This window comes from Streptomyces sp. JLYT201 (assembly GCF_059448825.1).
In genome coordinates this window covers 451683-477959 of the sequence record NZ_CM182551.1, presented here as the reverse complement: position 1 = coordinate 477959, position 26277 = coordinate 451683, and the positions used below count along the sequence as shown (strand labels likewise).

Sequence of the window (26277 nt, the reverse complement as noted above, 5' to 3'; positions counted from 1 at the left end):
GGCGGCATGAGCGGGCGACGGCTCAGGACCCGGCGCGGCGCGCGGCACACCGGTGCGCGCGGCGCGGGCCTGTGCCTGCTGGCGCTCGTGGTCTGTCTGCTCACCGTCTGGGGCTCGGGCGCGGCGTCGCCCTCTGTGGGCACACAGAAGACTGACCACGCGCGCACGACGGGCCCCTACAGCCCGGCCGTCGCGGCCTCGGTGGGCCCCGACACCAGCGGCTGCCAGGACGGGGACGCCCAGGACGCGCCCCGTGGCGCGGTATTGCCCCGGCCCGACCAGCCCTGCGCGCCCGATCCCCGGTCCGCACCGACGAGCGGTGACGCGATGCCCGTCGCCACCGCACCGAGCCCGAAGGGCTGCGCGGACGCCACCACCGTCGATCTCTACAGAACCCGCGTCATCAGAACGTAGAGGGCCCTCTCCTCCCTCGACGCTTCCCCCGCCACGGACACGGCGTCCGACCGCTCCACCGGGCGCCCCCGCCCGCGCGGTGTCCAGCCGCGCGGCTCCCTCCGCATCCCTTGTGCACCAAAGGAGAGCTCCCGCATGTCTTCGTCCCCTTCGCGTCCCCCCGCCCCGCCCGAGGACCTGAGCACGCCCGGCGCGCCGGCTGCGTACCGGGCCGTCCCCGGCGCTCCCGCGCTCCAGCCCGGCACCGACCTCGGACTGCTGCTCCTGCGCGTCGCCGTGGGCTTGACCATGGCCGGTCACGGCACGCAGAAGCTGTTCGGCTGGTTCGACGGCGGCGGCTTGAACGGCACCGCCGACCACTTCGCCGCGGACGGTTACAAGGCCGCCAAGGCGATGGCCTGGGTCGCCGCCCTCACCGAGACCTTCTGCGGCCTCGGCCTCGCCATCGGCCTGCTCACCCCGCTCGCGGGCGCGGGCATCCTCGGCATCATGCTCAACGCCATCGCCACCAAGTGGGGCGGCGGCTTCTTCGCCCCCGAGGGCATCGAGTACGACCTGGTGCTGCTCGTCGGCGCCGTGGCCCTGGCCCTGACCGGACCCGGCCGCGTCGCCGCCGACCACCTGCTGCCCGGGCTGCGCGACCACCGGTTCACCAGGGGCGTCGCGGCGGTCGCCCTCGGCGCGCTCTCGGCCGCGTTCGTCCTGGTCGTCCTGCGCGACTGAGGCGGTACGCCCAGCAGGACCGGGGCGGCGCCCGCGGGAACACGACCGCGGGCGCCGCCCCGGCGTCGGCCAGCGCGAGGAGAACGTACTTGACGGCGGAACGGTCTCCGCTTTGGGTGGAGGGGCCCGCCGCCGGACCCCTCGCCTTCGACCAGGAGCCGTCATGTCCGCACAGGAAAGCCACGACTAGGCGTCGGCACGCGTGCCGATGACCGCCGAGAGCATCGCGGCGGCCACGGTCGGCGAAGTGCCCCGGCTCGACGGGCAGGTGACGCTCAGGGAGTACGATCCGCGCTGGCCCGAGGCCTTCGCGCGGGAGGCGGCGCGCATCCGCGCCGCGCTCGACGCGACGCCGCACGAGCTGGAGCACGCGGGGTCCACCTCGGTGCCGGGCCTGACCGCCAAGCCGATCGTCGACATGGTGCTCACCGTCGCCGACCCCGGCGACGAGGAGGCGTACGTACCGGCCCTGGAGCGGATCGGATTCCGGCTCGCCATCCGCGAACCCGAGTGGTACGAACACCGCGTGCTGCGCAAGCAGGACCTGGGGCCCGGCGCCGATTCGGCGAACCTGCACGTGTTCCCGCGCGGCTGCGCCGAGGTGACCCGCATGCTGCTGTTCCGCGACCGGCTGCGCGCCCACCCCGGCGACCGGGACCTGTACGCCCGCACCAAGCAAGCACTCGCCGCCCGCACCTGGACCTATACGCAGAACTACGCCGACGCCAAGTCGGACGTGGTCGCGGAGATCATGGAGCGGGCGGCGCGGGAGGGCTGAGCACGGCCGGGGCCGCGCTGCGGGAGTCAGGCGGCCGGGGTCAGATCCGTGCGGCGGGGCAGCGGCGCGGGTGCGGCGAGAGCCGGAGCGCCGTCCGGGACGGGCACCGCGGCGAAGATCGCGTCCTGCTGGTCCTGCAGCTCCTTCTTGCGCTCAGGGGTGGTCGAGGGCAGCCGCAGCTCCTCGTACAGCTTGTGCGTCTCCTCCTGGGCGTACTTGCTCGCCGGGGTGTGGAACTGCACCTCGAACCGCTGCCGCGAATCGGGTGCGCTCCAGCCGGAGTTGAGTCCTTTGTAGCCCTTCTCGCGGCCCCAGGTGTTGGACCACTTCGTGGTGTCGCTGCCCCAGGCGGACAGCACCTCCGCGGCGATGGTGACACCGGTGACGTAGCGGTCGTCGGGCCACTGGAGGGTGTAGCGCACCGCGTCGCTCAGCCGGGCCAGGGCGTCGTCGACGTTCCGCTCCGGATGGTCCTTGAGGTCCGTGGCGACCTTCCGCTTGAGGGAGTCGGGGGACTTGAGGCGGTGGTCGAAGCCGACCAGCTCGGCCCGGCTGAGGTCGGCGGCGGCCCGCACGTCGCGGCTGATCGCCGGTTCCGCCGCACGCGCGCGGGCGACGTACGCGTCGACCTTGCGGTTGTCCGCGGCGTCGAGGCGCAGGCCGTCGCGCTCCCAGCCGTCCCCGCCGTCGCGCTGCGCCGCGCCGTCGTGCGGGGCGGCGGCGTGCTTGCCCGTCTTGCCGGAGGAGTCGGCGGCGTACGCGGTGAGCCCGGTGGCGGCCGTGGACAGGGTGAGGGCGGCGGCCAGTACGGCGGCCGTCCGGCCCAGGCGGTGCTGCGTGGTCATGCGGAGGTGGTGTCCCTTCTCGCGCGTGGCACCGCCCGCCCGGGGGAGCGGGGCGGGCGGTGATCGTCGAGGGGGACAACGGACGAGCGCGGCAGAAGTACCGTGCGGCGGCCCCGGCGGTGGAACATGGCCTGATGGCGCCGCCCGGCGGCCGGATCGCGCGGGGCCGTCAGGAGGTCGGCGAGCCGGTGACCGCCGCGAGGGCCTGGCGGAGCGTGGCGTCGCTCGGCGGGGCGGCGGGCCAGCGAGCGGCGATGTGGCCGTCGGGCCGGACGAGCAGCGCCCCGTGCGGGCCCAGGCCGCAGGGCTCCGTGTGCGCGCGGGGGAGGGCCTCGACCCGCACCGGCCAGGGAGCGGTGGGCAGGTGCTCCCACCGGGCCGGGTCCGGCGTGAGCAGGGTGAACCACTCGCCGCAGGCGTCGAGCGTGGAGCGGCCCGGGGCGAGCCAGAGGTGGGGCATGCGGTGGCCCGGCTCCGGGGTGGGGGCGTAGTCCGTGCCCCCCGCGGAGGAGTCGGGCGCTGCCGGCGGGGCCGGGGCGTCGGCGAGGACCGCCCCGGAGCGGTAGGCGACGCCGAGCACCAGGCCGAGCTGCGCGAAGTACCGGTCCGACCAGGGGAGTTCGACCGGGTCCGCTGCCGCCGCGCCGGACCGGAGCTGCTCGTTGCGGCGCGTCTGCACCTGGACCATGAGCCGGGTGGCGGCCACCGTCTGGTCGAGCGTCCGATGGGCGACGGGCAGGCGTTCCGTGCCGTAGGTGTCGAGCAGGCCCGGTCCCGCCCATCCGCGCAGGACGCCCGCCAGCTTCCAGCAGAGGTTGTGCACGTCGGCGACCCCGGTGTTCATGCCCAGGCCACCGGTGATGGGCAGCGCGTGCACGGCGTCACCGGCGAGCACCACGCGCCCCTGCCGGAGGCGCTCGGCGACGAACGCGTTCATCACCCAGTGCTGCACCCGCAGCACCTCGGGCTGCACCTCGGCACGCGGCCCGAGCGCACGGGAGACGAGGTCGGGCCAGTCGGTGTGCGCGGCGTCGTCCGGTGTGAGCCCGAACCAGAGCCAGCCGCCCTCGGGATGGACGGGACCGAACGAGCCGTGCGCGGTGAAGTAGACCCCGGCGGGCTGGTCGGCGCTCCAGCGGCCGAGGTCGGCGTCGAACACGACGGTGGTGAAACGGCCCAGTTCACCAGGGCCGGTGGTGGCGATGCCCAGGAGCGCCCGGAGGGTGGAGCGCGCGCCGTCGGCGGCGAGGACGTACCGGGCACGGACCCGGGTCCGCTCGCCGCTGCCGTGGGCGGCGAGCACGGCCACGACACTCTGGGCCTCTTCCACCAGGTCGACGAGTTCGACCCCGAAGCGCACCGGTGCGTCGGCGGCCGCCAGCAGGGTGGGTTCCAGGCGGTCCTGCGAGGTGAGCACGCCGATCACGGGGCTCTCGGGCACCGGCGCGTCGACCCCGACCATCGCGGCCGTGGCGAAGTCCCGGTCGTACAGGGTGTCGCGGAAGCGGATGCGGCCGTACTCGGGCGCGAACGCGCGGTCCGTGATCCGGGCGGCGAGGCCGAGCCCCCGGTAGATCTCCATCGAGCGCACGTTGACGAGCCGGGACCGGGGGAAGGGCGAGAGGCCGGTGCGCTTCTCGACGAGCAGCGTCCGCACGCCCCAGCGCGCGAGCAGCGCCCGGGCGGTGAGCCCGACGGGGCCGCCTCCGACGATCAGTACCGCCGTCTCGGCGTCCACTGCGGGCATGTCGGCTCCTCAGGCGGCGGTGCGGCGGTGCGGGCGGCCTGGGCGGCGGCCGGGCCGGCATGAGGTCAATTTCCCGGACCCGGTGGCGGGCCGCAACGCCCGTGCCGCCGATTGCGCCCGAACGTGTCCAGGCGGCCGGGCCGACCGGGAGTCCGCTCAGGAGAGGGAGCGGCTGGAGCCTCGTACCACCAGGTCGGGGGCCAGACGTATGGCCCGCCGCGGTCCGGCTCCGTCGGTGCCGAGGCGGTGGCCGAGCAACCGCGTCGCCTCGGCGGCGAGTTCGGCGACCGGCTGGCGGACCGTGGTGATGCCGGGGGCCGCGAGCTCCGCCATCGGGATGTCGTCGAACCCGGTCACGGCGACCTCGCCGGGCACGTCCGCGCCCAGCTCCCGCAGCCGCTGGAGCACCCCGATCGCGATGAGGTCGTTCGCGCAGACCACGGCGTCGGGGCGCGTTTCCCCCAGGGCGTCGACGGCGGCCCGCCCCCACGCCACGGAGAAGTCGCCGAGCGCCACCCGCTGCGGCGCCCGGGGGTCGAGCGCGCCGGCACCGGCCGCGTACGCCGCGCGCCGTTCGGCCGCCGCCGACGCCGTGCCGTGCGCGCCGACGAAGCAGGGCCGTCGGCGCCCGGTGGCCGCGAGGTGGTCCAGGACGAGGGCCATGCCCGTGGCGTTGTCCACGGCCACGGAGTCGGCGACGCCGGGGCCGCACCGGCGGTCCAGGAGGACCAGCGGCACCCGCGCGGCCGCCGCGGCCACCGCGTCCCGGCTGCGCCGCTCGTCGGCCGGGATCACCAGGAGCGCGTCGACACGGCGGCTGAGCAGGTCGTCGATGCGCTCCGCCTCCGCCACGGGGTCGTCGTCGCAGTCGGCGAGCAGCACGGCGCGCCCCTCGGCCTGCAGCGCGTGCGTCAGCTCGCGGACCAGGGCCGGGTAGAAGGGGTTGGTGATCTGCGGCAGGACGAGGCCGACCGTGCCGGTGGCGCGGCTGCGCAGGGCGCGGGCCGCGTGGTTGGGCCGGTAGCCGAGGCTCGCCGCGGCCGCCCGGACGCGGCGGGCGGTGTCGGCGCCCACGGGCCGGGTTCCGGCGAGGACCCGCGAGACGGTGGCGACGGAGCAGCCGGAGGCCCGCGCCACGTCCCGGAGCGTCACGTCGGCCACGCCCGTGCCCCCTTCTCGGCAAAGTCCGGAGAACCTTCTCGGCAATGTTTCGGAGAACGTTATCAACGGCCACAGGGCTCGCCCGGAGGTGCCGCAGAGGGGCAGGGTCCCGTACCGCCTCGTACAGGCCTGACGTCGTACCAGCTCAGAGGCTTTGGACGGGCACCTGGACGGGGACGCTCCGGATCGTTGACATAATGCGCACCCGTGCACAAAGTCTTCGGAGAACGTTTTCCCGAGGTGACGCCCGCCAGCGCCGCCTCAGCCGAACAAAGAGGTTCCGCGATGGCCAGAAAGATCATCCTCGACTGCGACCCCGGGCATGACGACGCGATCGCCATGCTGCTGGCGCACGGCAATCCGGACGTCGAGCTGGTCGCGGTCACCACCGTCGTCGGCAACCAGACCCTGGAGAAGGTCACCCGCAACGCCCTGTCGGTGGCCCGCATCGCCGACATCACCGGCGTGCCCTTCGCGGCGGGCTGCCCCCGGCCCCTGGTGCGCGAGGTCGAGGTCGCCGAGTCGATCCACGGCGAGAGCGGCCTGGACGGCCCCGTCCTGCCCGAGCCGACCCTGGAGCTCGACCGCCGCCACGCCGTCGACCTCATCATCGACACGGTGATGTCCCACGAGCCCGGCGAGATCACCATCGTCCCGACGGCCGGTCTGACCAACATCGCCCTGGCCGTGCGCAAGGAGCCGCGGATCGCCGAGCGCGTCCGCGAGGTCGTCCTCATGGGCGGCGGCTACCACACCGGCAACTGGAGCGCCGTCGCCGAGTTCAACATCAAGATCGACCCGGAGGCCGCGCACATCGTCTTCAACGAGCGCTGGCCCCTCACCATGGTCGGCCTCGACCTGACGCACCAGGCGCTCGCCACCCCCGAGGTCGTCGAGCGCATCGCCGCCGTGGGCACGCGGCCCGCCGCGTTCGTGAACGAGCTCCTGGACTTCTTCGGCTCCATGTACCTGCGGGAGCAGGGCTTCGAGCACCCGCCGGTGCACGACCCGTGCGCCGTCGCGTACGTCATCGACCCGAGCGTCATGACGGTGCGCAAGGCCCCCGTGGACATCGAGCTGACCGGCACCCTCACCCTCGGCATGACCGTGGCCGACTTCCGCGCGCCCGCCCCCGCCGACTGCCACACCCAGGTCGCCGTCGACCTGGACCACGGCAGGTTCTGGGACCTCGTCGTCGACGCCCTGGAGCGCATCGGCGAGGTGCCCGCGTGAACGCCTCCTCCACCGAGTCCGCGACCGCGACCGCGCCGGGCAGCCGCCCGGTGCGGATCTGGGTCCTCGTCACCGCCCTCCTCGTGGCGTGCTTCGCCTTCCAGCTGAACGCGAGCATGCTCAGCCCGGCGCTGAAGAACGTCGAGGACTCCCTCGGCGCGACCACCGCCGAGGTCGGTCTGACCCAGACGGCGTTCTTCACCTCGGCCGCGCTGTTCTCGCTGTTCCTCCCGCGCCTGGGCGACCTCGTCGGCCGCCGCCGGGTGCTCGCCGCGATGATGGTCCTGATGGCCGTGGGCTGTGTCGTGGCCGCGCTCGCGCAGAGCGTGCCGATGCTGTTCGCAGGGCGTGTCATCCAGGGCGTGTCCGGGCCGACGGTCCCGCTCTGCCTGATCATGCTGCGCAACGAGGTCCACGAGCCCAAGCGGTACGGGACGCTGCTGGGCGTCATCACCGCCGTCAACGGCGGCATCGCGGGCGTCGACTCCATCGCGGGCGGCAAGCTCGCCGACCACTACGGCTTCCACTCGGTCTTCTGGGTGATGGCCGTCGTCGCCGCTCTCGCCGCCGTCCTGGTCGCCGTGCTCACCCCCGAGTCGACCGCCGACAACGCCGCCGAGACCCGCATGGACTGGCCCGGCGTGGCCATCCTGGTCGTCTCCGTCGGCGCGGCCCTGATCGCCCTCAACGAAGCAGGGAAGCTCGGCGCCGCCAACTGGCCTCTCGTGGCCGCCCTCGCCGTCGTCGCCGCTGCCGCCTTCGCCGTGTTCTGGCGCGCGGAGGACCGCAGCAGCCACCCGCTGGTGGCGACCCGGCACCTGCGCCAGCGCTCCACCTGGGCGCTGCTCCTGACGACCGTGCTCACCATGACCGGCGTCTTCGCCGTGATGAACGGCATGATCCCCGCGTTCGCGCAGAACGCGGACGCCGGATTCGGCATGAGCGCCGAGCAGTCCGCCTGGTGGACCCTGACCCCCTACGCCCTCGCGGGCCTGGCCATGGGCCCCCTCGCGGGACGCCTCGCCGCGACCCTCGGCTACGGCAGGGTGCTGCGCTTCGGCCTCGTCGGCTCGGCCGCGACGGTCGCCCTGATGCTCCTCACGCTCCAGGCCGACTCGCGCCCGCTGCTGCTCGTCTCGTCGATCCTCATCGGCGTCACGTACGCGGGCGTCGCCAACATCGTCCTCAACGGGCTCGGCATCGTCCTGTCCCCGAAGGAGGGCCCCGGCGTCCTGCCCGGCCTGAATGCGGGCGCGTTCAACCTGGGCGCGGGCCTGAGCTTCGCCGTCCTGTTCGCCGTGCAGACCGCGGCGGCGCCCGCGGACAAGACGTCGGTGGCGGGCTACTCGGCGGGCATGATCGCCGGAGTCGTCCTCATCGCGGCGGCGTTCGTGACGTCCTTCCTGATCCCGAAGCCGGTGACGGCGGAGGAGCACGCCTAGCCGCCCGCGCCCCTCAGGGGCGGCACCCCCCCCACAGCGCGGCGAGGTCGACGCACGGGAGACGGTGGACGGACGGGAAACGGTCGAACACAGTCCGGAGAAGGGCAAGAGCGAGACTCTTTGTCAGGACGGACTGTGTCTGCCCTAGGATCTCGACCAAATGAACGTGCACGGACGGGACTTCGAGAAGGCCACGTTCGCCCGCGTCCTGCGAGGAGCGCGCGAGGGCAGCGGCGCGACGCTCACGCTGTGGGGGGAACCCGGCTCCGGCAAGACGGCACTCCTGGAGCACGCAGCCGCCACGGCGACCGGGTTCACCACGCTCTCCTGTCGCGGCACCCGCGTGGAGGAGCCCCTCGCCTTCGCCGCGCTGCACGCACTGCTGCGGCCGGTGGCCGACCGGATCGACGCACTGCCCACGGCCCAGGCGGCGGCCCTGGGCGCGGCGCTCGGCCGCGGCGGCGCGCGCCCCGACCGCTTCCTCATCGCCGCCGCCACCCTCACCCTGCTGTCCGAACTCGCCGCGGAACGGCCCCTCCTGGTCACCGTCGACGACGCCCAGTGGCTCGACGGGCCGACCACCGCGTGCCTCGCCCACGTCGCCCGCCGCCTGGACAACGAACCGGTCGCCCTGCTCGTCGCCACGGGTCAGGAAGCGCCCACGCCCGGCGGCCCCTGGGACGGCGGCACCGCCCTGGAGATCGGCGGGCTCGACGACACCGCCGCCGCGGTCGTCGTCCGCGAGGCCTCGCCGCACGCCGACGCCGAGACCGTCCGCCGCACCCTGTGCGCGGCGGGCGGCAACCCCCTTGCCCTGCGCGAGCTGCCCGGCTCCGGCGCGGTCGACGGGCCGGAAGGACAGACGGCCCCCGGTCCGCCGCTGCGCCGGGCCATCGCCGCGCGCGTCGCACAGCTCGCCGCGCCCACCCGCAGCCTCCTCCTGGTCGCCGCCGCCGAGGACCGAGGCGACCAGCGTGCCGTCCGCGCCGCCGCCGCCCTGCTCGGCGCCACCGAACCCGCCTGGCAGGAGGCCCTGGACTCCGGCCTCCTCGACGTCGAGGGCGACCGCGTCCGCTTCCACGCGCCATCGGTCCGTACGGTCGTCCACGACCACGCTCCGCCCGCCGAGTGCCGCCGGGCCCACCGCGCCCTCGCGGACGTCCTGACCGGCGAGGACCGCGCCGACCTGCGCGCCTGGCACCGCGCGGCCGCCGCCGAAGGCCCCGACGACGACGTCGCCGCCCAACTGGAGGACTGCGCCCGGCGGAGCGGACGGCGCGGCGGCCACGCCTCGGCCGTCGCCGGGCTGCGCCGGGCCGCCGACCTCACCACCGCGCCCCACGGCAAGGGCCGACGCCTCGCCCTCGCCGCCCGCGCCGCCTGGGAGGCCGGGCAGGTCCCCGCCGCACGCGACCTCCTCGACCAGGCCGAACGGCACGCCTCCGAGGAGGTCGTCGCCGGGATCAGCGGTGGCCTGCGCGGCCTCATCGCCCACGCCCACGGCGACCAGGAGAGCGCGCACCGGCTGCTCCTGCGGGACCTGCGCGCCGTCGCCGACCGGGGCCGCGCCGTCGAGCTGGCCTGCGTCGCCGTGCGCGCGGCCTGGTCCGCGGGCGCCGGCGACCGGCAGACCGAGGCCCTGCGCGTCCTGGCGGGCCTCGCCACCGACGGCGACCTGCCCGAGGCCGCGCTGTTGCCCGCGCTCAACCAGTGGTGGGACACCGACCGCGAGACGTCCGCCGCCGCGCCCCTCACCGGCGACGCCGTCGCCCGGCTCGGCAGCGGCTCCTGGCCGCTGCTCCCGCCCGCCCCGCTCGCCCTGGCCCGGGGCGCGGAGACCGCCCTCGCCGACGCCCTGCGCGCCCGGCTCACCGCCCTGCGCGCGACCGACCCCACCGGCGCGCTCGTGCGCACCGCCCCGCAGACCGCCCCCCTCGACATCGCCCGGGGCCACTGGACGGAGGCCACCGCCGACGCCACCGAGGCCCTGCGCGTCGCGGAGGAGACCGGTGCCGACCACGCCGCGTCCCTGTGCCGCGCCGCCCTCGCCCGCCTCGCCGCGCTGCGCGGCGAGACGCCCGCCGTCACCGCGCTCACCGACCGCGTTCTGGAACGGTCGGTGCCGTGCGGCACGCGCGACCTGACGGCCACCGCGTACTGGGCCCGGGGCCAGGCCGCTCTGTTCGCGGGCCGGGACACCGAGGCGCTGGCGTGGCTGCGCCGCCTCACCGAGCCCGGCCACGCCGCCGCGCACCCCACCCTCGCGCTGCTCGCCGCGCCCGACACCGCGGAGGCGGCACTCCGCGCCGGTGCCAAGGCCGACGCGCGAGCCGCCCTGCGGACGCTGCGCGCCTGGGCCGACGGCACCGGCGCGGCCTGGGCGCGGGCCGCGGCCGACAGCACCGCCGCACTCCTCACCACGGACCCGGACGAGGCCGAGGCGCTCTTCCGCCGGGCCCTGGAGGCCTCCGGCGCGGCCCGGCGCCCGTTCGACCACGCCCGTGCGCGTCTGCTGTACGGCGCGTGGCTCGGCCGGGCCCGACGGCGCACGGACGCCCTCGTGCAGCTCGCGGAGGCGGCCGAGACCTTCCACAGGCTCGGCGCCGTGCCCCTGCTCGACCGCGCCCTGGCCGAGCAGGAGCGGGCCGGGGAGGGGATCCGCCGCCCCGCGCCGGAGCCCAGCGGCGGGCCGGTGCTCACGCCGCGCGCGTGGCAGGCGGCCCGCCTCGCCGCCGAAGGCCTCACCGACGCCGAGATCGCGGCCCAGCTGCTGCTCGGCCCGCGCACGGTCCACCACCTCGTGACCGACGCGCTCGCGCGCCTCGGCGTCGCGGCCCGCACCGACCTCGCGCGCGTGGACTTCACCGACGGGACGTACGCGGAGACCGACGGGACGTACCCGAAGGCTGACGGGACGCACGTGAAGACCGACGGGACGTACCCGAAGGCCGACGGGACCTACCCGAAGCCGGAGTGACCGGTGCGGCCCCCTGGGCTTGACTTCAACCGCACTTGAGGTCGGAGGATCGCGGCACGTCTCGCGAAAGGAGCCGGGGCATGACCTCGTACCCCGCACCGCACGGTTCCCACGGGTCGCTCGTGGAGGCCGACCGGGCCCGGCGGCGCGCCGAACCCGCCGACCGCGCGGGCCGGGAGGCGACGCGCAGGGGCATCGCACTGGTCCGTGCCTACGCCCGAGGCGACTCCGCGACGATCGCCGCGGCCCTCGACACCCCGGACCCGGCCGTGCGGTCCCAGCTGCCGTCCGTCACCGGTGACGTCCTGCGGCTCGTCGTCGGCGTCGTCCTGTCGGGCCCGCGCACCCTCACCCCGGCCGACGTGGTCCGCACCGCCGACCGGCTCGCCGCCGCGGGCCCGCCCCACCACGAGCCGGCCGCCACCCGGGCGGTCCGGGCCTGGGTCGGCCGCGACGAGGCGGCGCTGCGCACCTCCTGGCAGGACGAGGCGGGGGGCGCGCACGGCACGGCGGTGCTCGCGGCGGCCCTCGCGGTCGCCGCCTGGGGCGAGGCCCCGTTCCTGGACCTGCTCGCGGCCGTCGACGAGCTGACCGCCGTCGGCGGCTGAACCGCGCGGTCCCGCCTCCGGTCGCGGGCCGGGGACGGCCTGTCTAGCGTGAGAGCGCACATCACTCACCGGGGGGCGCGGAACGAACAGGTGGAATCGCCATGGCAGGCAAACCGGCCGTAGTCCTCGTGCACGGGTTCTGGGGCGGCGCCGCCCACTGGGCGAACGTCATCGTGGAGCTGAACAAGCGCGGCTTCGACGATCTGCACGCGGTGGAGAACCCGCTGACCTCCCTCGCCGACGACGCCGAGCGCACCCGCAAGATGGTCGGACAGATCGACGGCCCCGTGCTCCTGGTGGGCCACTCCTACGGCGGCGCTGTCATCACGGAGGCGGGCGACCTGCCCAACGTCGCCGGACTCGTCTACATCGCGGCGTTCGCGCCGGACGCCGGGGAGAGCCCGGGGCAGATCAGCCAGGAGAAGCCCCCGGCCGCCTTCGACAACATCGCCCCGGACTCCGACGGCTATCTGTGGATCAAGCAGGACGCCTTCCACGAGAGCTTCGCCCAGGACCTCACGCCCGAGGAGGCGCTGGTCATGGCCGTCACGCAGAAGGCGCCGCTCGGCTCGACGTTCGGCGACACGGTCACCGCACCGGCCTGGCGCGCCAAGCCGAGCTGGTACCAGGTCTCCACCGCCGACCGCATGATCCACCCCGACAACGAGCGCCGCATGGCCCAGCGCATGAACCCGCGCAAGACCATCGAGCTCGACGCCAGCCACGCCTCCCTGGCCTCCCAGCCGGGCCCGGTCACCGACCTCATCGAGGCGGCGGCCAACGAGGTCGGCGCGGCCTGAGACCCGGCCCGCTCAGTCCGCCGGCTTGCGGAGCACCAGGAGGTGGTAGTCCGTGTGCCGGCGGGTGAAGGAACGGAAGGGACCGATCAGCGGGTCGGTGTGGGTGAGCGCCTCCTTGCCGAACCGCTGCTCGATCTCCTCGCGCCGGTCCTGGTAGAGCACGCCCATCAGCTCGGCGCACAGCACGGCGTTGGTGGTCATGTCCCGCACCAGCTCCACCTGGAACCCGGCCTCCTCGACCTCGCCGATCAGCGCGGCGAAGGGCCGCAGCGGCGGACACGCCCACAGCGTGGTGTACGCGGACATCTCCGCCTCGCTGGGCGTGCCGTGCACCGTGAACTCGGTCAGCAGGAAGCGGCCGCCCGGCTTCAGCACGCGCCGGGCCTCCCGGAGTCCCAGGGGGCGGTCGGACAGGTGCGGTACGCAGTCGATGGACCAGGCGGCGTCGAACGACGCGTCGGCGTGCTCCAGAGCCATGGCGTTGCCGTACGCGAACTCCACGCGGTCCGCGGCCGGATGCTCCGTGCGCCGCTCCTGGCACCGCTCCAGCTGGCTCCGGCTCACCGTGATGCCGGTGACGCGGCACCCGGTGCGCTCCGCGAGGCGCAGCGCCGGAGCGCCGGTGCCGCAGCCGATGTCGAGCACACGGCTGCCCGGTACCGGGGCGAAGGTGTCGATGAGGAACTCGGTCTGCCGGTCCTGCGCGACGTCGGCCATGTCGACGAGCGAGGTCGCGGGCGCGCGCGTGCCGTGCGGCACGAACATGCCGATGTGCACGGCGCTCGACCCGAGCAGGTGCGCCAGCAGTTCGCCGTACTGGTCGTACATCGCCCCGACCTCGTCGGGGGTGGGAGCCGTGCCGTGTGCCTCCGCTGCCATGGTGCGTCTCCTCCTGGTGGGTGCGGATGCCGATCCTCCGCACGTACAAGGACATTGCACCTGTCACCCGTGCGGTTCGTGAGGACGTAGTCGAGCCAGGAATGCGCCGTCCGACGGCGGCTCGGCGATGACGCCCTCGACCGTGAGGGGCGCCTTGCGCAGCGGCCTGCCCGTCGTGTGGTGGACGGCGTTGGCGACGGCCGGGGCGGCGCCCGCCCGGCCGACCTCGCCGACGCCCTTGACGCGGAACGGACTGCGCCGCCGTGCCTGGTCGGGGGCCCGTCCAGTCCGCCGTCACGCTGGCCGTATCCGGCGCCGACCGCTGCCGGGAGCTGCGTTAAGCTCCGCAGCGGTCGACCCCGGGAGGGCCCTCATGTCGTACGATCCCACGCTGATCAACAGCAACGTGCCGCACTCCGCGCGCATTTGGAACTACTGGCTGGGCGGCAAGGACTGCTACGAGGTCGACCGGCAGGTGGGTGACCAGATCTGCGCGGCCAACCCGGGGATCATCGAGATCGCGCGCGCCCAGCGGCTCTTCCTCGTGCGCGCCGTGAGCCACCTCGTCGAGGAGGCGGGCGTCCGCCAGTTCCTGGACGTCGGCACGGGCCTGCCCACCGCCGACAACACCCACGAGGTCGCCCAGCGCCTCGCCCCCGACGCGCGGATCGTCTACGTCGACCACGACCCGATCGTGCTCACCCACGCCGAGGCGCTGCTCACCAGCACCCCGCAGGGCGCGACGGGCTACATCGACGCCGACCTGCGCGACCCGGACGCGATCCTTGAGCAGGCCGCCGAGACCCTGGACTTCACCCGGCCCGTCGCCCTGATGCTGCTCGGGATCACCGCGCACATCACCGACGACTCCGTCTACGCCATCGTGGGCCGCCTGGTGGACGCCCTGCCCTCCGGCAGCTATCTGGTCCTGTGCGACGACACCGAGGTGCTCGACCCCCAGCGGATGCGCGAGATGATCGAGCAGTGGAACGAGGCGAGCGACAACCCGCGCGTCAACCGCAGCCCCGAGCAGCTCGCCCGCTTCTTCGAGGGCCTGGACCTCCTGGAGCCCGGCCTGGTGTCCGTCTCGCGCTGGCGGCCCGAGCCGCACAAGGGCCGGCTGCCCGCGGAGGTCGACGACTTCGGGGGCGTGGCGCGCAAGCCCTGACGTCTCCGGCCGCGGTCGTGGGGCGGCCGGGCCCGCGCCCGGGTGGCTTCCGGGGAGACGCGCGTCTTGCGGGGCGCTTGTAGTGTGCATGACCATACGTCCATGGCGAATCCGAAGGGCACCCCTCGGCGCACCCTCCTCACCGGCGCCGCCGCCACCGCGGCCGCCGCCACCGTCCAGGCCGCGGCCCCGGCCGCCGCGGGCGAGCGGATCCGGCTCGCTCCACAGCCGCCCTCACGCGAACTGCGCGCCCTGCTGCGCGAGATCGACCACCGCCGCATCGAGGCGACCGTACGCCGCCTGGTCGCCTTCGGCACCCGGCACACCCTCTCCGCCCAGGACGACCCGGAGCGCGGCATCGGCGCCGCGCGCGACTGGATCCTGGCCCGGATGCGGGAGTACGCCCGGGCGTCCGGCGGCCGGATGACCGTCGACCTCCAGTCCTACGTGCAGCAGCCGGGGCCGCGCATCCCGGCGCCGACCCGGATCTCGAACGTCGTCGCCACGCTGCGCGGCACGACGTCCCCCGACCGCGTCTACGTCGTCTCAGGCCACTACGACTCCCGTGCCAGTGACCCCATGGACCACACCAGCGACGCCCCGGGCGCCGACGACGACGCCTCCGGGGTCGCCGTGGTCATGGAGCTGGCCCGCGTCCTCGCGACCCGGCGCACGGGGGCGACGCTGGTGTTCGCCGCCGTCGCCGGGGAGGAGCAGGGGCTGTACGGCGCCGCCCACCTCGCGCAGAGCTACAAAGATCAACGGGTCGACGTGCAGGGGATGTTCACCAACGACATCGTGGGCAGCTCCACCGCCGACGACGGCAGCCGCGACCCGCACACCATCCGGCTCTTCGCCGAGGGCGTGCCCACCGCCGAGACGCCGCAGGAGGCCGAAGTGCGGCGCTCCGTCGGTGGCGAGAACGACTCTCCCGCGCGGCAGCTCGCCCGCTTCGTGCGCGAGGTCGCCCACCCCGACGCGACCGGCATGAAGGTCCGTGTGATCTACCGCCGCGACCGCTATCTGCGCGGCGGCGACCACATCCCGTTCCTCGAACGCGGCTACCCCGCGGCCCGGTTCACCGAGCCCGCGGAGGACTACGCCCACCAGCACCAGGACGTACGGGTCGTCGACGGCAAGCAGTACGGGGACCTGCCCGAGTTCTGCGACTTCCCGTTCGTCGCGCGTGTCGCCCGGGTCAACGCCGCGGCCCTGTGGAGCCTGGCCCGGGCCCCGGGCACGCCCCGCGGCGCGAAGATCGTGACCACGGCCCTGACGAACGCGACGGAGCTGGTCTGGGAGCGCGGCGGCGAGCCGGACCTGGCCGGGTACGAGGTCGTGTGGCGCGAGACGACCTCGCCCGAGTGGACGCATGCGGTCCGGGTGGGCGACACCACCCGCCACACCGTCGACCTCTCCAAGGACAACGTGTTCTTCGGCGTGCGCGCGGTGAACCGGGCCGGGCTGCGCAGCCCGGTGGCCTTTCCTGCTCCGCAACGCTAGGGGGCGTCCCGCGGCCCCGCGCTGAGCTGGGGGTTTCCTGGCGGCGCGGATTGACTTTGCGTGCTCTTTACTGTTGTCTGCGCACATGAAGAGAACGATCCGCACCGCCGCGTGCGCGCTCGCCGCCGCCGGTCTCGCGCTGACGCTCGGCGCCTGCTCCGAGGCCGAGAAGAAGGCCGTCGACGCCGTCGACAAGGCCGTCAACGAGAAGTACGAGGTGACCTACGAGGTCTCCGGCAAGAACGTCGACGAGATCGAGTTCGCCGCCGGTGCGGGTTCCGCCGCCAACCCCGAGCTGGAGAAGGCCGCCAAGCCGGAGCTGCCGTGGAAGAAGACGGTGACGCTGCGCGGGATCATGCCGCCCACCGTCGTGCCGATCTCCACGGACCCGACGGGCGCGGACCTTACCTGCAAGGTGATCTACAAGGGCGAGGTCATCAAGGAGGCCTCCGGCGAGAACGTCGTGGCGGGCTGCATCGCGGTCTCGCCGGTCGGCAAGTAGCGCCCCGCGAGAAGTGCCCGCGGGGGGGGCGCGCCCCGGACCCGGCTCCGGGGCGCCCCCCCCCGCGCGTGTGCGGCCCGGCCCCTCGCCTCACCGGCGGCCGGCGGCGCCCGAGTACACGATGTCGACGAGCAGGATCTGGTCGTTGCCCGGGGAGTTGTCCCTGTCGATGGACGTGGTCAGCCAGATGTCGCCCTGGGGGTCGACCTCGACGGTGCGCAGCCGGTTGTACGTGCCCTGGAAGTACGTCCGCTGGTCGGTCAGGCCGGAGTTCGCGTCGATGCGCAGCCGGTACACCCGCTGGCCCCGGGTGGTGGCGACGAAGACGTGGTCGTTGATGATGGTCAGGCCGCTGGGCGATCCTGAGGCCACCGGCCAGGTCTTCTTCGGCGGGATGGTGCCGGAGCAACTGCCGCTGGTGCCCTCGCAGTTGGGCCAGCCGTAGTTGCCGCCCTTCTGGACGAGGTTGACCTCGTCCATCACGTTGTTGCCGAACTCGGCCTGCCACAGGCGTCCCTGGGAGTCGAAGTCGAGGCCCTGCGGGTTGCGGTGGCCCAGGGACCAGACGGCGTTGCCGAAGGGGTTGTCGGCGGGGATCGAGCCATCGGGGTTGATGCGCAGGATCTTGCCGTTGAGGGAGTTCTTGTTCTGTGCGAGCGCGCCGTTCTGCGCGTCGCCCATGCCCGCGTAGAGCTTGCCGTCGGGGCCGAAGCGCAGCCTTCCGCCGTTGTGGGCGCGGTTCTTGGCCATGCCGCTGAGGAGCACCTTGTACCCGGTGAGGGTGTTGTTCTCCAGCGTCATGCGGGCGATGCGGTTGCCGTCGGTCGAGGTGTGCAGGAAGTACAGGAAGTGGTCGGTGGCGAAGGTCGGCGAGATCTCCAGGCCCATCAGGCCGCCTTCGAGGCCGGTGGTCTGGGAGTAGGGCACCTTGCCGAGGAGCGTCTTCTGGCCCGTCTTCGTCAGGCGGTAGACGTTGAAGGTGTTGCGCTCGGTGAAGATCGCGGCGCCGTCCGGCAGGAACGCCAGGCCCCACGGCACGTCGAGGCCGCTGGCGAGGGGGGTGACGGTGCCGGGGTCGGGGGTGCCCGGCTCGGCCCGCGTCGCGGCGTCGGCCGTGGTCAGGGTCGCGCAGAGCGAGACGGCGGTGGCCGCGGCCACCAGCGCGCCCAGGGTCCGGGACGGGTGGCGTCGGGTGCGTGACACGGTGTCCTCCAGGGGGAGTGGGGGGAGTTGACGTCCCTGGCAGTCAGGAAGCTTTCCTGTTGGGTGGGGGCACCGTAGGAGCGTGTGATGTACCTGTCAACGCGGGCGATCGGCCGTTCTCGGGGGTTCGGATGAGGCTCCTCGCCGCCCCGCTTCTTCCATATGGACGATCTTGTTCCGCCCCATGGGCCCGCCGCGTTCCTTATGATCACCGCGGGCCTCCAGGGGGGAGGCCGCCATGGTCAGGAGGGGAAACATGTCCGGAGTCTCCAGAAGATCGCTGCTTGGCTACTCGGGTTCGGCCGCGGCGGGCGCGGTGCTCGCCTCGGCCGGTACCGCGCAGGCGGAGGACGGCACGGCGGCGCAGGCCGTCGACACCGGCAAGTCCGCCGAGCGGACGCAGGCGGCGGCGGTCGCCTTCGCGCCGGGCACGGAGTTCAGCGGCCGGGTCCAGCACGGCACCGGCTACGCCGAGCTGTCGATGACCTTCACGGTCAGGACCGAGGAGTCGCCCGCCCAGTACGACATCTCGCCCGCGGAGATCGCGGAGGCCCTCAACGAGGTCGCGGCCAAGCGCGGCTGGCCCCGCATGACGTTCTACGGCACGCCCCCGAAGGCCCCGCTGAACTGACGCCGCGCGCGAGCGGCCCCCGCACCGGACGCCGGACCGGTGCGGGGGCCGCCGCGTCGTTCCGGTGCCCCGCACGCGGCGGCGCCCCCGGACCCGGAGCGGACCTGGCGGACCTAGTGGTGTCCGCCCTTGTTCACCTTGCAGACGGCCTTCGCGGTCTTGCCCGGATCGCTCTCCGAGCGGGCGGTGAGCACCACCTTGCCGTGCCGGTCGGCGTCGCGCCGCGCGCTCACGGCCACGTCGACCTCGACGGACTGGCCGGACCGCGCGGTGGCGAGGCGGTTGGGCAGCCACGCGGACCAGCCGTCACCGGACGCCTTGGCGGACAGCCGGTAGACGTCGGAGCGCAGATAGCGGTCCACGTTCTCGGGGTGCCCCGGACGCGGGGGAGTGCCGCGCCCGGTGTTGGCCAGGTCGAAGGAGCACACGGCCCGGCGCTCCGCGCTGCCCTTGGCGTGCCCGCGGTCAAGGGCCACGCCCCGGCGCTGCGGGCCCGCGCCGTCCAGGGACTTGACGGCGATCGTGTACGACAGGACACCGCTCGGGGTGCGCTCCAGGTCGAGGACGTAGAAGTGCAGCCGGTTGGCCTCGTCGACGTACTCGTACTCGCTGCCGGAGTCGGCGCCGGCGTGCAGCAGGGCGTCGCTGAGCTGCCGGTAGTCGCCCATGGTGATCTTCTGTGAGGTGCCGTCGGGGCGCTTGAAGTCCACCATGTCGATGTCCTCGGGGTGCGCGTCGACCACCCACGCGAACGGGGCCTGGTCCTGGTTCTTCGTCTTGGACAGCAGCACGCCGTTGTCCGGAGTGAAGGAGTCCATGCCCATGCGGTCGACGACCTCGACGGTGTAGTTCTGGTAGCCGCCGCCGTCGCACAGGGGATCGGTGGCCGGGTCGCAGGCGCGCGACAGGTCACGGCTCATGCTGATGTTGACGCCGCTGAGCCCCTTGGCGCCGGGCGGCGCGGAGCGGGCCGTCACCCGGGCCACGACGGTGCCGGAGCCCTTGAGCGCGTCGCGGTCCAGGCGCAGCACGTTCTTCTCGTCGACGATGCCCAGCTTGAGCTTGTCGCGCAGGATGTGCTGGGAGCCCATCGACCCGCCGCTGGTGGCCGGTATCTGCCAGCGGGTGTGCGGGCCGCCGGGGCCGTTGAAGGAGCCGCGCGAGAGCATGCTCCAGATGCCGGTGTAGGCGCGGCGCAGCGGTTTGCCGTACGGGTTGTTGTAGTTGTCGCCGATCCCCAGGATGTGGCTGAGTTCGTGCGCGTACACGCCCATTCCGGAGCTCTCGGCCTGCGTGGACGAACCGGCGCTCGCGTTGGGCCAGATGCGGGCCGCGGCCGCCCAGGACGTCCACGGCACGTAGCGGGTGCTCGCGGAGTTGCCGCCGGAGGTGATGGGCGCGGGCGGGCCCCACGCCGACGGCACGCTCTGCGGCGAGGCGAACTTCATCTGCCCGAACTCCTGCCACACGGACGACTCGTCCTGCCCCGCGGTCAGGAAGAAGACGAAGTCGTACTTGGCGGTCTCGCCGCCGCCCACGTCCGCGGTCCAGGCGGCCTTGCCGTCGGCGCGGATGTCCTTGCCGCAGGTGCTGCCGTGCGGACAGGCGCCCGGGTTCATCTGCGGCTCGATGCCGTACTGGAAGGACTTGTACGGCATGCGGTAGACGCCGAAGGCGGTCAGGTCGACGCCGATGCGGCCGCCGGAGTCCTCCATCCAGTACTCGTTGATGGTGTGGCCGCGGTTGAGCGCGCCGGGCTTGTTGAGGAAGTCGCGGTAGAAGGTCGGCAGTTGGGCGCGCGGGATGTTGGAGGCGCTCGACTGTGGATTGCCGAAGAGGCTGGATCCGGCCGGTTTACTGACCGTGAACTCCTCGTCGGGGTAGTCCAGGAGCACCAGGGCGCCCTTGAAGGTGCGCTTGGTGGGCTTGAGGTCGGGGTTGGCCCAGTCGGTGCCGGGCACGGCCCTGTGGTCGGCCCACGTCATGGAGTCGGGGTTCTGCCAGCGCTGCGGGTCGATGGGCTGGACGAGGGGAGGGCGGCCCGTGGGGTCGGGGTTCGCCCGGGCGGGGCCGACGGCGAGGGCGGACGCGGTGAGTCCCAGGAGCGCCGTGAGGAGACCGAGGCGGCGGACCGGGAGGCGGCGCGTGCTGGCGCCGAGCGCATTTCTACGACGGGTGCGACGGAGGAACAAGGCTCACCTCTTGCCTGGTGGGTGTGGACAAGAACATGACAAGCCGGTCAGCGGTACCCTCCGCCGGGCACCTTTGGGGTGTCAACAGTCTTTTGGGACGGATTTGCCTGGTGGGATGGGGCGGTTGGGCGCCGTGGGCGCCGTGGGCGCGGAGAGGCCCGGTGGGGCGGATCGGCCCGGCGGCCGGGGCGGCCGGGCGGCCGGGGCCTGCCGGGCGGCTTGAGGGCGGCCGGGAGGGGGCCGAGGCCGGCCGGGCGGCTGGGCGGGACGGTGGGCGCAGTCGAGCCCCACCACGCACCGCCCGCCGGGCCGGGGCGGCCCGTCCGCCCGCTCGCCAGGTCGGACCATCAGCCCCGCGCCCCGAAGTTCTGCGTCCACCACGGGCCGCCCTCGCCCTCCTCGACCCCCGTGCCCAGCTCCTTGAAGGAGCAGTTGAGGATGTTGGCGCGGTGGCCCTCGCTGTTCATCCAGGCATCCATCACCGAGGCGGCGGTCTGCTGGCCGCGCGCGATGTTCTCGCCGTACGTGCTCCACTTGTAGCCTGCGGCCGTGATGCGCTGCCCCGGGTCGGTGCCGTCCGGCGAGGTGTGGTCGAAGTAGTTGCGCGACCGCATGTCGGCGGAGTGGCGCTGCGCGGCCGTGGCCAGCTTGCTGTTGTGGGTGAGGGGGCCGCACCCGGCCTTGGCGCGCTCGGCGTTGACCAGGCTGAGGACCTGCTGCGCCTTCGACCCGGAGGGCGCGGGCGGCGCGGGCTTCTTGGTCGTGGGGCGGGGCGCCGCCTTCCGGGAGGGGGCGGGCCGCGGCGGCTCGGCCGTCTTCTTCCTGCTGGCGCGCGAGGGACTCGCGGTCGGCGAGGGGGACTTGGTCTTCTTGGCCTTCGACGGCGACGCGGACGGGGACGGCGACCGGCTCGGCTCCTTCGTGACCGTCGGCGACGCGGAGGGCCCGCTCGACTCCAGCGCCACCGCCGCGCCCTTGTCCGACGGGCCGGGCGCGTCGTCGGCGAGCTGCATGACACCGGCGAGCGCGGCGATCGCGGCCACACCAGCGCCCGCGCCGACCGCCTGCCGCCGCCGACGCACGCTGCGCCGCCCCTGCCGCAGCCGCGCACGGGAGCCCGGGGCGCCCGCTGGGGAGAGGGGAGTCACGTCAGGGGCGCCAGCGCCGACATCACCCGAAGGTCCCGCTTCGTGCTGGTACATGGCTTGTGTATGCGTCCTGTCCTCTCCCGCGTACGCGACGGATGCCGTGGTGTCGGCCCCGGCGCCCGTTCCGGAGAAGCGCCCGGCGCCCATGACCAGCAGCGGCGGCACGAGAGCGATCCCGGCGAGCAGCCCCTCCGCGGGCGTGAGGCGCGCGCCGAGGCCCCCGCAGGCCGCGCAGTCACGGGTGTGCCGCACCAGACGCTTGCGCCACAGCGCGGAGGGCCTGCCGTCCCAGCCCGACGCCGCCTGGGCGAGCACGGGGCAGCGCGGCTCGGCGGCCAGGGCGCGCACGACCACGCGTGCCGCCTCCAGCTGGGCCTTCATGCGCTGTATCCGTACGGCGGTGTGCTCCGGCGTGAGCTCCAGGGCCGCGGCGACCTCACCGCGGGACAGCTCACCCGCGGCCTCCAGCCACCACAGCGCGAGCAGCTCCCGGTGGTCGTCGTCCATCCAGCGCGTGGCCCGGGCGACCTCCTTGCGCTCCCCGGACAGGCCGAGCCTGAGGATCGTCACGTCGGTGAAGTCCCCACCCGGGTCCGGGACGTCGTACGCGTCCTGGAGGCCGCTGTCGACCGGCGCGGGCCGCTGGTGGCGGCGGGTCTCGTTCATGGCGATGGCGACGAGCCAGGACCGGAACGAGTCCGGGTCGCGCAGGCCGGGAAGCCCTCTGAGCATCCGCACCATGACGTCCTGCACCAGGTCGTCGACGTCGGCGTGCCCGCTGAGGGCGCGGCCGACGATGTTGTACACGAGCGGCAGGAACGCGGCGACCAGCTCGTCCTGGGCCCGCGCGTCCCCGGCCCGGCCCGCGACGACGAGAGCGGTGAGGCCGGTGCCGTCCCCCTGCTGCGGCTCCCACTGATCGTGCTGCACGGCACATCTCCTGTCCTGATCGCTGCGTGGTGCTGAGTACGCCCACTGCATCGGAGATCCTGTGGGGCGCGGGGGGATAACAGAAACCGCGCAGATCACTTTGAGACCTGAGTCACGTCACGCGGTGCGAGGCCGCAGTCGCTTCGGGTGACGCGTGCGAGGCCTGGGACGGGCCGGGCGGCGCGCGGGGCGCGCGTCGGTCCGTGCCGATCGGCGGGGGTTGTCCCCACCCCCGCCGCACCGGCCAGCCGGATGGCCGTGCCGGGCCGTGTGCGGGACCGTGATGCCGACGCGGATCGCGTCACGCGCCCGCGTCACCGCACCCCTTCACGTCATCCGCCCCCTACCCGGAAGGCTCCACCGTGCGCATCGCCACCGCCACCGCCGTCGTCCTGGCCCTTGCCGCGGGCGCCGCGCCGAGTGCCGTCGCGAAGGACCGTCCCGCCACCGGCGAGGAGCGGCCGACCGTCGACGGCTACTGGCGCATGGACGGCTACGGCACCGTCCTCGCGCTCCGGAACGGAACCTTCCAGGAGTACCAGACGACCGCCGTGAGCTGCCTCAAGGGCGAGTCGGCCCGGCGCACGGGCGCCGGGCGCTACACCACGCAGGACGGCACCGTCGTCACCGTCCGCACCGGGCCCGACGGGCGGCGCGCGACCCTGAGCTTCGACAGCTCCGTGGGCCACCGCGCCCTGCGGCGCGTCCAGGCGCTGCCGGACGACTGCACGCGGCAGGGCCCGAAGGGCCCCCGGGCGTCCTTCGACGTGTTCTGGCAGTCGTTCGCGGAGAACTACCCGTTCTTCGCGGCCCGGGGCATCGACTGGGACGCCGTACGCGACCGGTACCGGCCCCAGGTGCACGCGGACACCACGCGCAAGGAACTGTTCTCGATCTTCAGCAGGATGGTGAAGCCGCTGTACGACGCCCACGTCGCGGTCATGGACGGCGACCGCGTCTACGCCGAGGTCCGCCCCGGCACGGTCGACCCCACGAAGGAACTGGACGCCAAGGTCAAGAAGTTCATCGAGAAGCGCGACCTGAAGCACGCCACGTACCGCAAGGACTTCGCGGGCGGCCGGATCACCTACGCCGATCTGCCGGGCGGCCAGGGCTATCTGCGGATCTCCGGCTTCGCCGGGTACGTGCCCGCGGGTGCTCCCTTCTCCGCCCACGCGGCAGAGCTCGACCGGGCGCTCGACGCGATCCTCAGCAAGGACCGCACCCGGCGGTTGAAGGGCCTCATGATCGACCTGCGCGTCAACGGCGGCGGCTCCGACGTGCTCGGCATCCGCATCGCCGAGCGCCTCACCGACACGCCCTACGTCGCCTACGCCAAGCGGGCCCGAAACGACCCCGCCGACCCGGGCAGGCACACCCGCCCCGAGCCCGTCCGGGTCCGCCCGGCCGACGCTCCCCGCTACACCGGACCGATCGCCGTGCTGACCGGTGGCTCGACCGTGAGCGCGGGGGAGACCTTCACCCAGGCACTGATGGACCGGCCCGGCAAGGTCGTCCGCGTCGGTCAGGCCACCCAGGGCGTGTTCTCGGACGTCCTGGCGCGCAACCTCCCCAACGGCATGGTCGCCTGGCTGCCGAACGAGGAGTTCCTGACCCGCACCGGCCGCACCTTCGACGGCACCGGCGTTCCGCCGCACCTGACCGAACCCGTCTTCACCAAGGAGGAGTTCGCCAAGAACCGCGACTCGGCCTTCGACCGCGCCCTGCGTGTCCTGAAGGCGCACTAAGGCTCGCGACCGGCGCGCCGCGGGGCGGCGGACGGACGGGTCCACCACGTGCGACGGGAACTCCAACCAAACTCTCACGCACACATCTTGATGGGCCGTCAGTCAACAGGTTGGATGGCGCGAACACCTTGACACCCAGGGTGTTCCCGTCCACCACCGGAGGTCCGCCATGGCCCCGCGCCGCATGGCTCCGGCCGCGCTCCTCGCCGTCGCCCTCCTGGGCGGGGCGCTGGCCCCCACGGTCCAGGCCCGACCTGCCGCCGCCGAGGCGGACGGCCCGCGCGGCGGAGCCGTCGGCGCGTCACCCCCGGCGGAACCGACCGGCATCCCGCGCCTGACCGACCGACGGGGCCGCACCCTCACCCTGCGCGGCTGGAACGTCGAGGACAAGACCCACCACGGCGCCGAGGCCCTCAGCGCCATCACGGAACGCCACTTCGGCGATTTGCGCGCCCGCGGCTTCAACGTCGCTCGGCTCCTCGTCTTCTGGGACGACCTGGAGCCGCGCCGCGGCCACTACAGCAGGGGCTATCTGCGCAAGATCCAGCGGATCCTCGGCTGGGCCCACAAGCACCGGATCCAGGTCGTGCTGGACGCCCACCAGGACGTGTTCGGACCCGCTTTCGGCCACCGGGGGATCCCCCGCTGGGCGACGCGCACCGACGGGCTGCCGTTCACCCCGCACCCCGACGACTGGTTCGCCGAGTACTTCGAGCCCGCCGTCCAGCGCGCCTTCACCCACCTCTACGAGGACGCGGACCTGCGCACCGCCCAGGCCCGCATGTGGCGCCTCCTCGCCGCCCGCTTCGGCGGCCATCCGGCGCTGCTCGGCTACGACCTCATCAACGAACCGATGGGTGAACCGCGCCCCGGCGAGGACCTGGCGAGCGCCGCCCGCCGCATCGAGACGACCCAGCTCACCCCCCTGTACAACCGCCTCGCGGCCGCCATCCGCACCCGGGACCGCTCGGCCTGGCTGTTCGTCGAGCCGACCCCGATCGTCGGCGAAGGCGTCCCCACCGGCCTCGGCCGCGTGGACGACGACCGGGTCGTGTACGCGCCGCACTTCTACAACACCGCGATGGAGGCGGGCGCCGACTACGACCCGTCAGCAGGCTGGATCGAGGCGTACGAGCGGGCCGTCACCGCCTACCCGCGCGAGCACTCCCTGCCGGTCGTGGTGGGGGAGTGGGGCCCCCTCAACAGCGGCCTGCCGCACATGCGCCGCTTCTACGACGACGCCCTCGCCTCGCTGAACCGCTACTCCTCCGGCTGGGCGGGCTACGTGTGGTGCTACGGCGGCGGCTACTGCGCGCTCGACCCCGACGGCCGCTTCCGAACGAACAAGGAGCGCACCGCCACGCCGTACGCCCCCGCGGTCGCCGGAACCGTACGCGAGGACGTCCACGACCCGGGCACCGGCACCTACCGCCTCGCCTACCGGGCCGTGCGCCGCCCCGGTACCACCGAGCTGTCCCTGCCGCCGAGCCCCACCGGATGGCGCGTCGAGGTCACGGGGCGCGGGGCGCACACCAGCACCGACGGCGTGCCCGCGGGACGGGCGGGCCACGTGAAGGTGTGGGCCGCCCGCGACGCGGCGGTGGAGGTGCGGGTCACGCCGGGTCCGGGCGGCACACATCACTGA

Annotated in this window: 21 protein-coding genes; 14 read left to right on the top strand and 7 right to left on the bottom strand. The window is 74.0% G+C overall.

All coding sequences use genetic code 11. From position 1 onward, the window contains the following. The first annotated feature begins 6 nt into the window (after window positions 1-6). The 3 genes from AC5WAM_RS01890 (at window position 7) to AC5WAM_RS01880 (ending at window position 1915) form a co-directional block, all read left to right on the top strand. Window positions 7-414, top strand: coding sequence for a hypothetical protein (locus AC5WAM_RS01890; protein WP_495521290.1), 408 nt, complete (start codon window positions 7-9; stop codon window positions 412-414). Window positions 415-549: 135 nt separating this feature from the next. After that, window positions 550-1137 carry a DoxX family protein gene (locus AC5WAM_RS01885; protein ID WP_495521289.1) on the top strand — a complete coding sequence of 196 codons (588 nt, stop codon included), beginning with the start codon at window positions 550-552 and terminating at the stop codon, window positions 1135-1137. Window positions 1138-1345: 208 nt separating this feature from the next. Continuing rightward, window positions 1346-1915, top strand: coding sequence for a GrpB family protein (locus AC5WAM_RS01880; protein WP_495523782.1), 570 nt, complete (start codon window positions 1346-1348; stop codon window positions 1913-1915). A 26-nt stretch (window positions 1916-1941) separates the two neighbouring features. Here AC5WAM_RS01880 and AC5WAM_RS01875 read toward each other — a convergent pair whose 3' ends face one another. From AC5WAM_RS01875 to AC5WAM_RS01865, 3 genes are all read right to left on the bottom strand, one after another. Continuing rightward, window positions 1942-2760, bottom strand: a complete 819-nt coding sequence (locus AC5WAM_RS01875) for an ATP nucleotide 3'-pyrophosphokinase (protein WP_495521288.1) — start codon at window positions 2758-2760, stop codon at window positions 1942-1944. 169 nt (window positions 2761-2929) lie between these two features. Then, the gene (locus tag AC5WAM_RS01870; RefSeq protein WP_495521287.1) at window positions 2930-4507 is read right to left on the bottom strand and encodes an FAD-dependent monooxygenase; all 1578 of its coding nucleotides are present in this window, start codon (window positions 4505-4507) and stop codon (window positions 2930-2932) included. Between the two features lie 156 nt (window positions 4508-4663). Then, window positions 4664-5668, bottom strand: a complete 1005-nt coding sequence (locus AC5WAM_RS01865) for a LacI family DNA-binding transcriptional regulator (protein WP_495521286.1) — start codon at window positions 5666-5668, stop codon at window positions 4664-4666. 285 nt (window positions 5669-5953) lie between these two features. Here AC5WAM_RS01865 and uriH point away from each other — a divergent pair, with 285 nt between their 5' ends. The 5 genes from uriH to AC5WAM_RS01840 all read left to right on the top strand — a co-directional run bounded on the left by uriH (window position 5954) and on the right by AC5WAM_RS01840 (window position 12728). Continuing rightward, window positions 5954-6901 (top strand): uridine-preferring nucleoside hydrolase UriH, encoded by a 948-nt coding sequence (uriH, locus tag AC5WAM_RS01860; RefSeq protein WP_366794519.1) that lies wholly within the window; start codon window positions 5954-5956, stop codon window positions 6899-6901. After that, window positions 6898-8343 (top strand): uridine transporter UriT, encoded by a 1446-nt coding sequence (gene uriT / locus AC5WAM_RS01855; RefSeq protein ID WP_495521285.1) that lies wholly within the window; start codon window positions 6898-6900, stop codon window positions 8341-8343. The genes uriH and uriT overlap by 4 nt, the downstream gene beginning before the upstream one ends. A gap of 160 nt (window positions 8344-8503) precedes the next feature. Then, on the top strand, window positions 8504-11320 hold the full coding sequence (locus AC5WAM_RS01850; protein WP_495521284.1) for an AAA family ATPase: 2817 nt from the start codon (window positions 8504-8506) through the stop codon (window positions 11318-11320). An 80-nt stretch (window positions 11321-11400) separates the two neighbouring features. Further along, entirely contained in the window at window positions 11401-11928 is a 528-nt protein-coding gene (locus AC5WAM_RS01845) for a hypothetical protein (protein ID WP_495521283.1), read from the top strand. Window positions 11929-12029: 101 nt separating this feature from the next. After that, complete coding sequence (locus AC5WAM_RS01840) at window positions 12030-12728, top strand: alpha/beta hydrolase (protein WP_366794514.1); 699 nt, start codon at window positions 12030-12032, stop codon at window positions 12726-12728. Window positions 12729-12740: 12 nt separating this feature from the next. On the opposite strand, the gene AC5WAM_RS01835 is transcribed toward AC5WAM_RS01840, so the two are convergent. Next, complete coding sequence (locus AC5WAM_RS01835) at window positions 12741-13607, bottom strand: SAM-dependent methyltransferase (RefSeq protein WP_495521282.1); 867 nt, start codon at window positions 13605-13607, stop codon at window positions 12741-12743. Window positions 13608-13980: 373 nt separating this feature from the next. Between AC5WAM_RS01835 and AC5WAM_RS01830 the strand changes: the two genes are divergently transcribed. The 3 genes from AC5WAM_RS01830 (at window position 13981) to AC5WAM_RS01820 (ending at window position 16780) form a co-directional block, all read left to right on the top strand. Beyond that, window positions 13981-14775 carry an SAM-dependent methyltransferase gene (locus AC5WAM_RS01830; RefSeq protein ID WP_495521281.1) on the top strand — a complete coding sequence of 265 codons (795 nt, stop codon included), beginning with the start codon at window positions 13981-13983 and terminating at the stop codon, window positions 14773-14775. 102 nt (window positions 14776-14877) lie between these two features. Next, window positions 14878-16278 carry a M28 family metallopeptidase gene (locus AC5WAM_RS01825; protein WP_495521280.1) on the top strand — a complete coding sequence of 467 codons (1401 nt, stop codon included), beginning with the start codon at window positions 14878-14880 and terminating at the stop codon, window positions 16276-16278. An 85-nt stretch (window positions 16279-16363) separates the two neighbouring features. Continuing rightward, window positions 16364-16780 (top strand): hypothetical protein, encoded by a 417-nt coding sequence (locus AC5WAM_RS01820; protein WP_495521279.1) that lies wholly within the window; start codon window positions 16364-16366, stop codon window positions 16778-16780. A 90-nt stretch (window positions 16781-16870) separates the two neighbouring features. Here the strand turns inward: AC5WAM_RS01820 and AC5WAM_RS01815 are convergent, their stop codons facing one another. Beyond that, window positions 16871-17983, bottom strand: a complete 1113-nt coding sequence (locus AC5WAM_RS01815; protein WP_366794510.1) for a PQQ-dependent sugar dehydrogenase — start codon at window positions 17981-17983, stop codon at window positions 16871-16873. Between the two features lie 256 nt (window positions 17984-18239). Between AC5WAM_RS01815 and AC5WAM_RS01810 the strand changes: the two genes are divergently transcribed. Continuing rightward, a complete protein-coding gene (locus AC5WAM_RS01810) occupies window positions 18240-18614 on the top strand; it encodes a hypothetical protein (RefSeq protein WP_495521278.1) in 375 nt (124 codons plus the stop codon). A 113-nt stretch (window positions 18615-18727) separates the two neighbouring features. Here the strand turns inward: AC5WAM_RS01810 and AC5WAM_RS01805 are convergent, their stop codons facing one another. Together AC5WAM_RS01805 and AC5WAM_RS01800 are read right to left on the bottom strand one after the other, a co-directional pair. Further along, window positions 18728-20806 (bottom strand): M6 family metalloprotease domain-containing protein, encoded by a 2079-nt coding sequence (locus AC5WAM_RS01805; RefSeq protein ID WP_495521277.1) that lies wholly within the window; start codon window positions 20804-20806, stop codon window positions 18728-18730. Between the two features lie 347 nt (window positions 20807-21153). Continuing rightward, complete coding sequence (locus AC5WAM_RS01800; protein WP_495521276.1) at window positions 21154-22884, bottom strand: sigma-70 family RNA polymerase sigma factor; 1731 nt, start codon at window positions 22882-22884, stop codon at window positions 21154-21156. A gap of 362 nt (window positions 22885-23246) precedes the next feature. Here AC5WAM_RS01800 and AC5WAM_RS01795 point away from each other — a divergent pair, with 362 nt between their 5' ends. Both AC5WAM_RS01795 and AC5WAM_RS01790 read left to right on the top strand, forming a co-directional pair. After that, a complete protein-coding gene (locus AC5WAM_RS01795) occupies window positions 23247-24632 on the top strand; it encodes a S41 family peptidase (protein WP_495521275.1) in 1386 nt (461 codons plus the stop codon). A gap of 169 nt (window positions 24633-24801) precedes the next feature. Then, window positions 24802-26277 (top strand): cellulase family glycosylhydrolase, encoded by a 1476-nt coding sequence (locus tag AC5WAM_RS01790; protein ID WP_495521274.1) that lies wholly within the window; start codon window positions 24802-24804, stop codon window positions 26275-26277.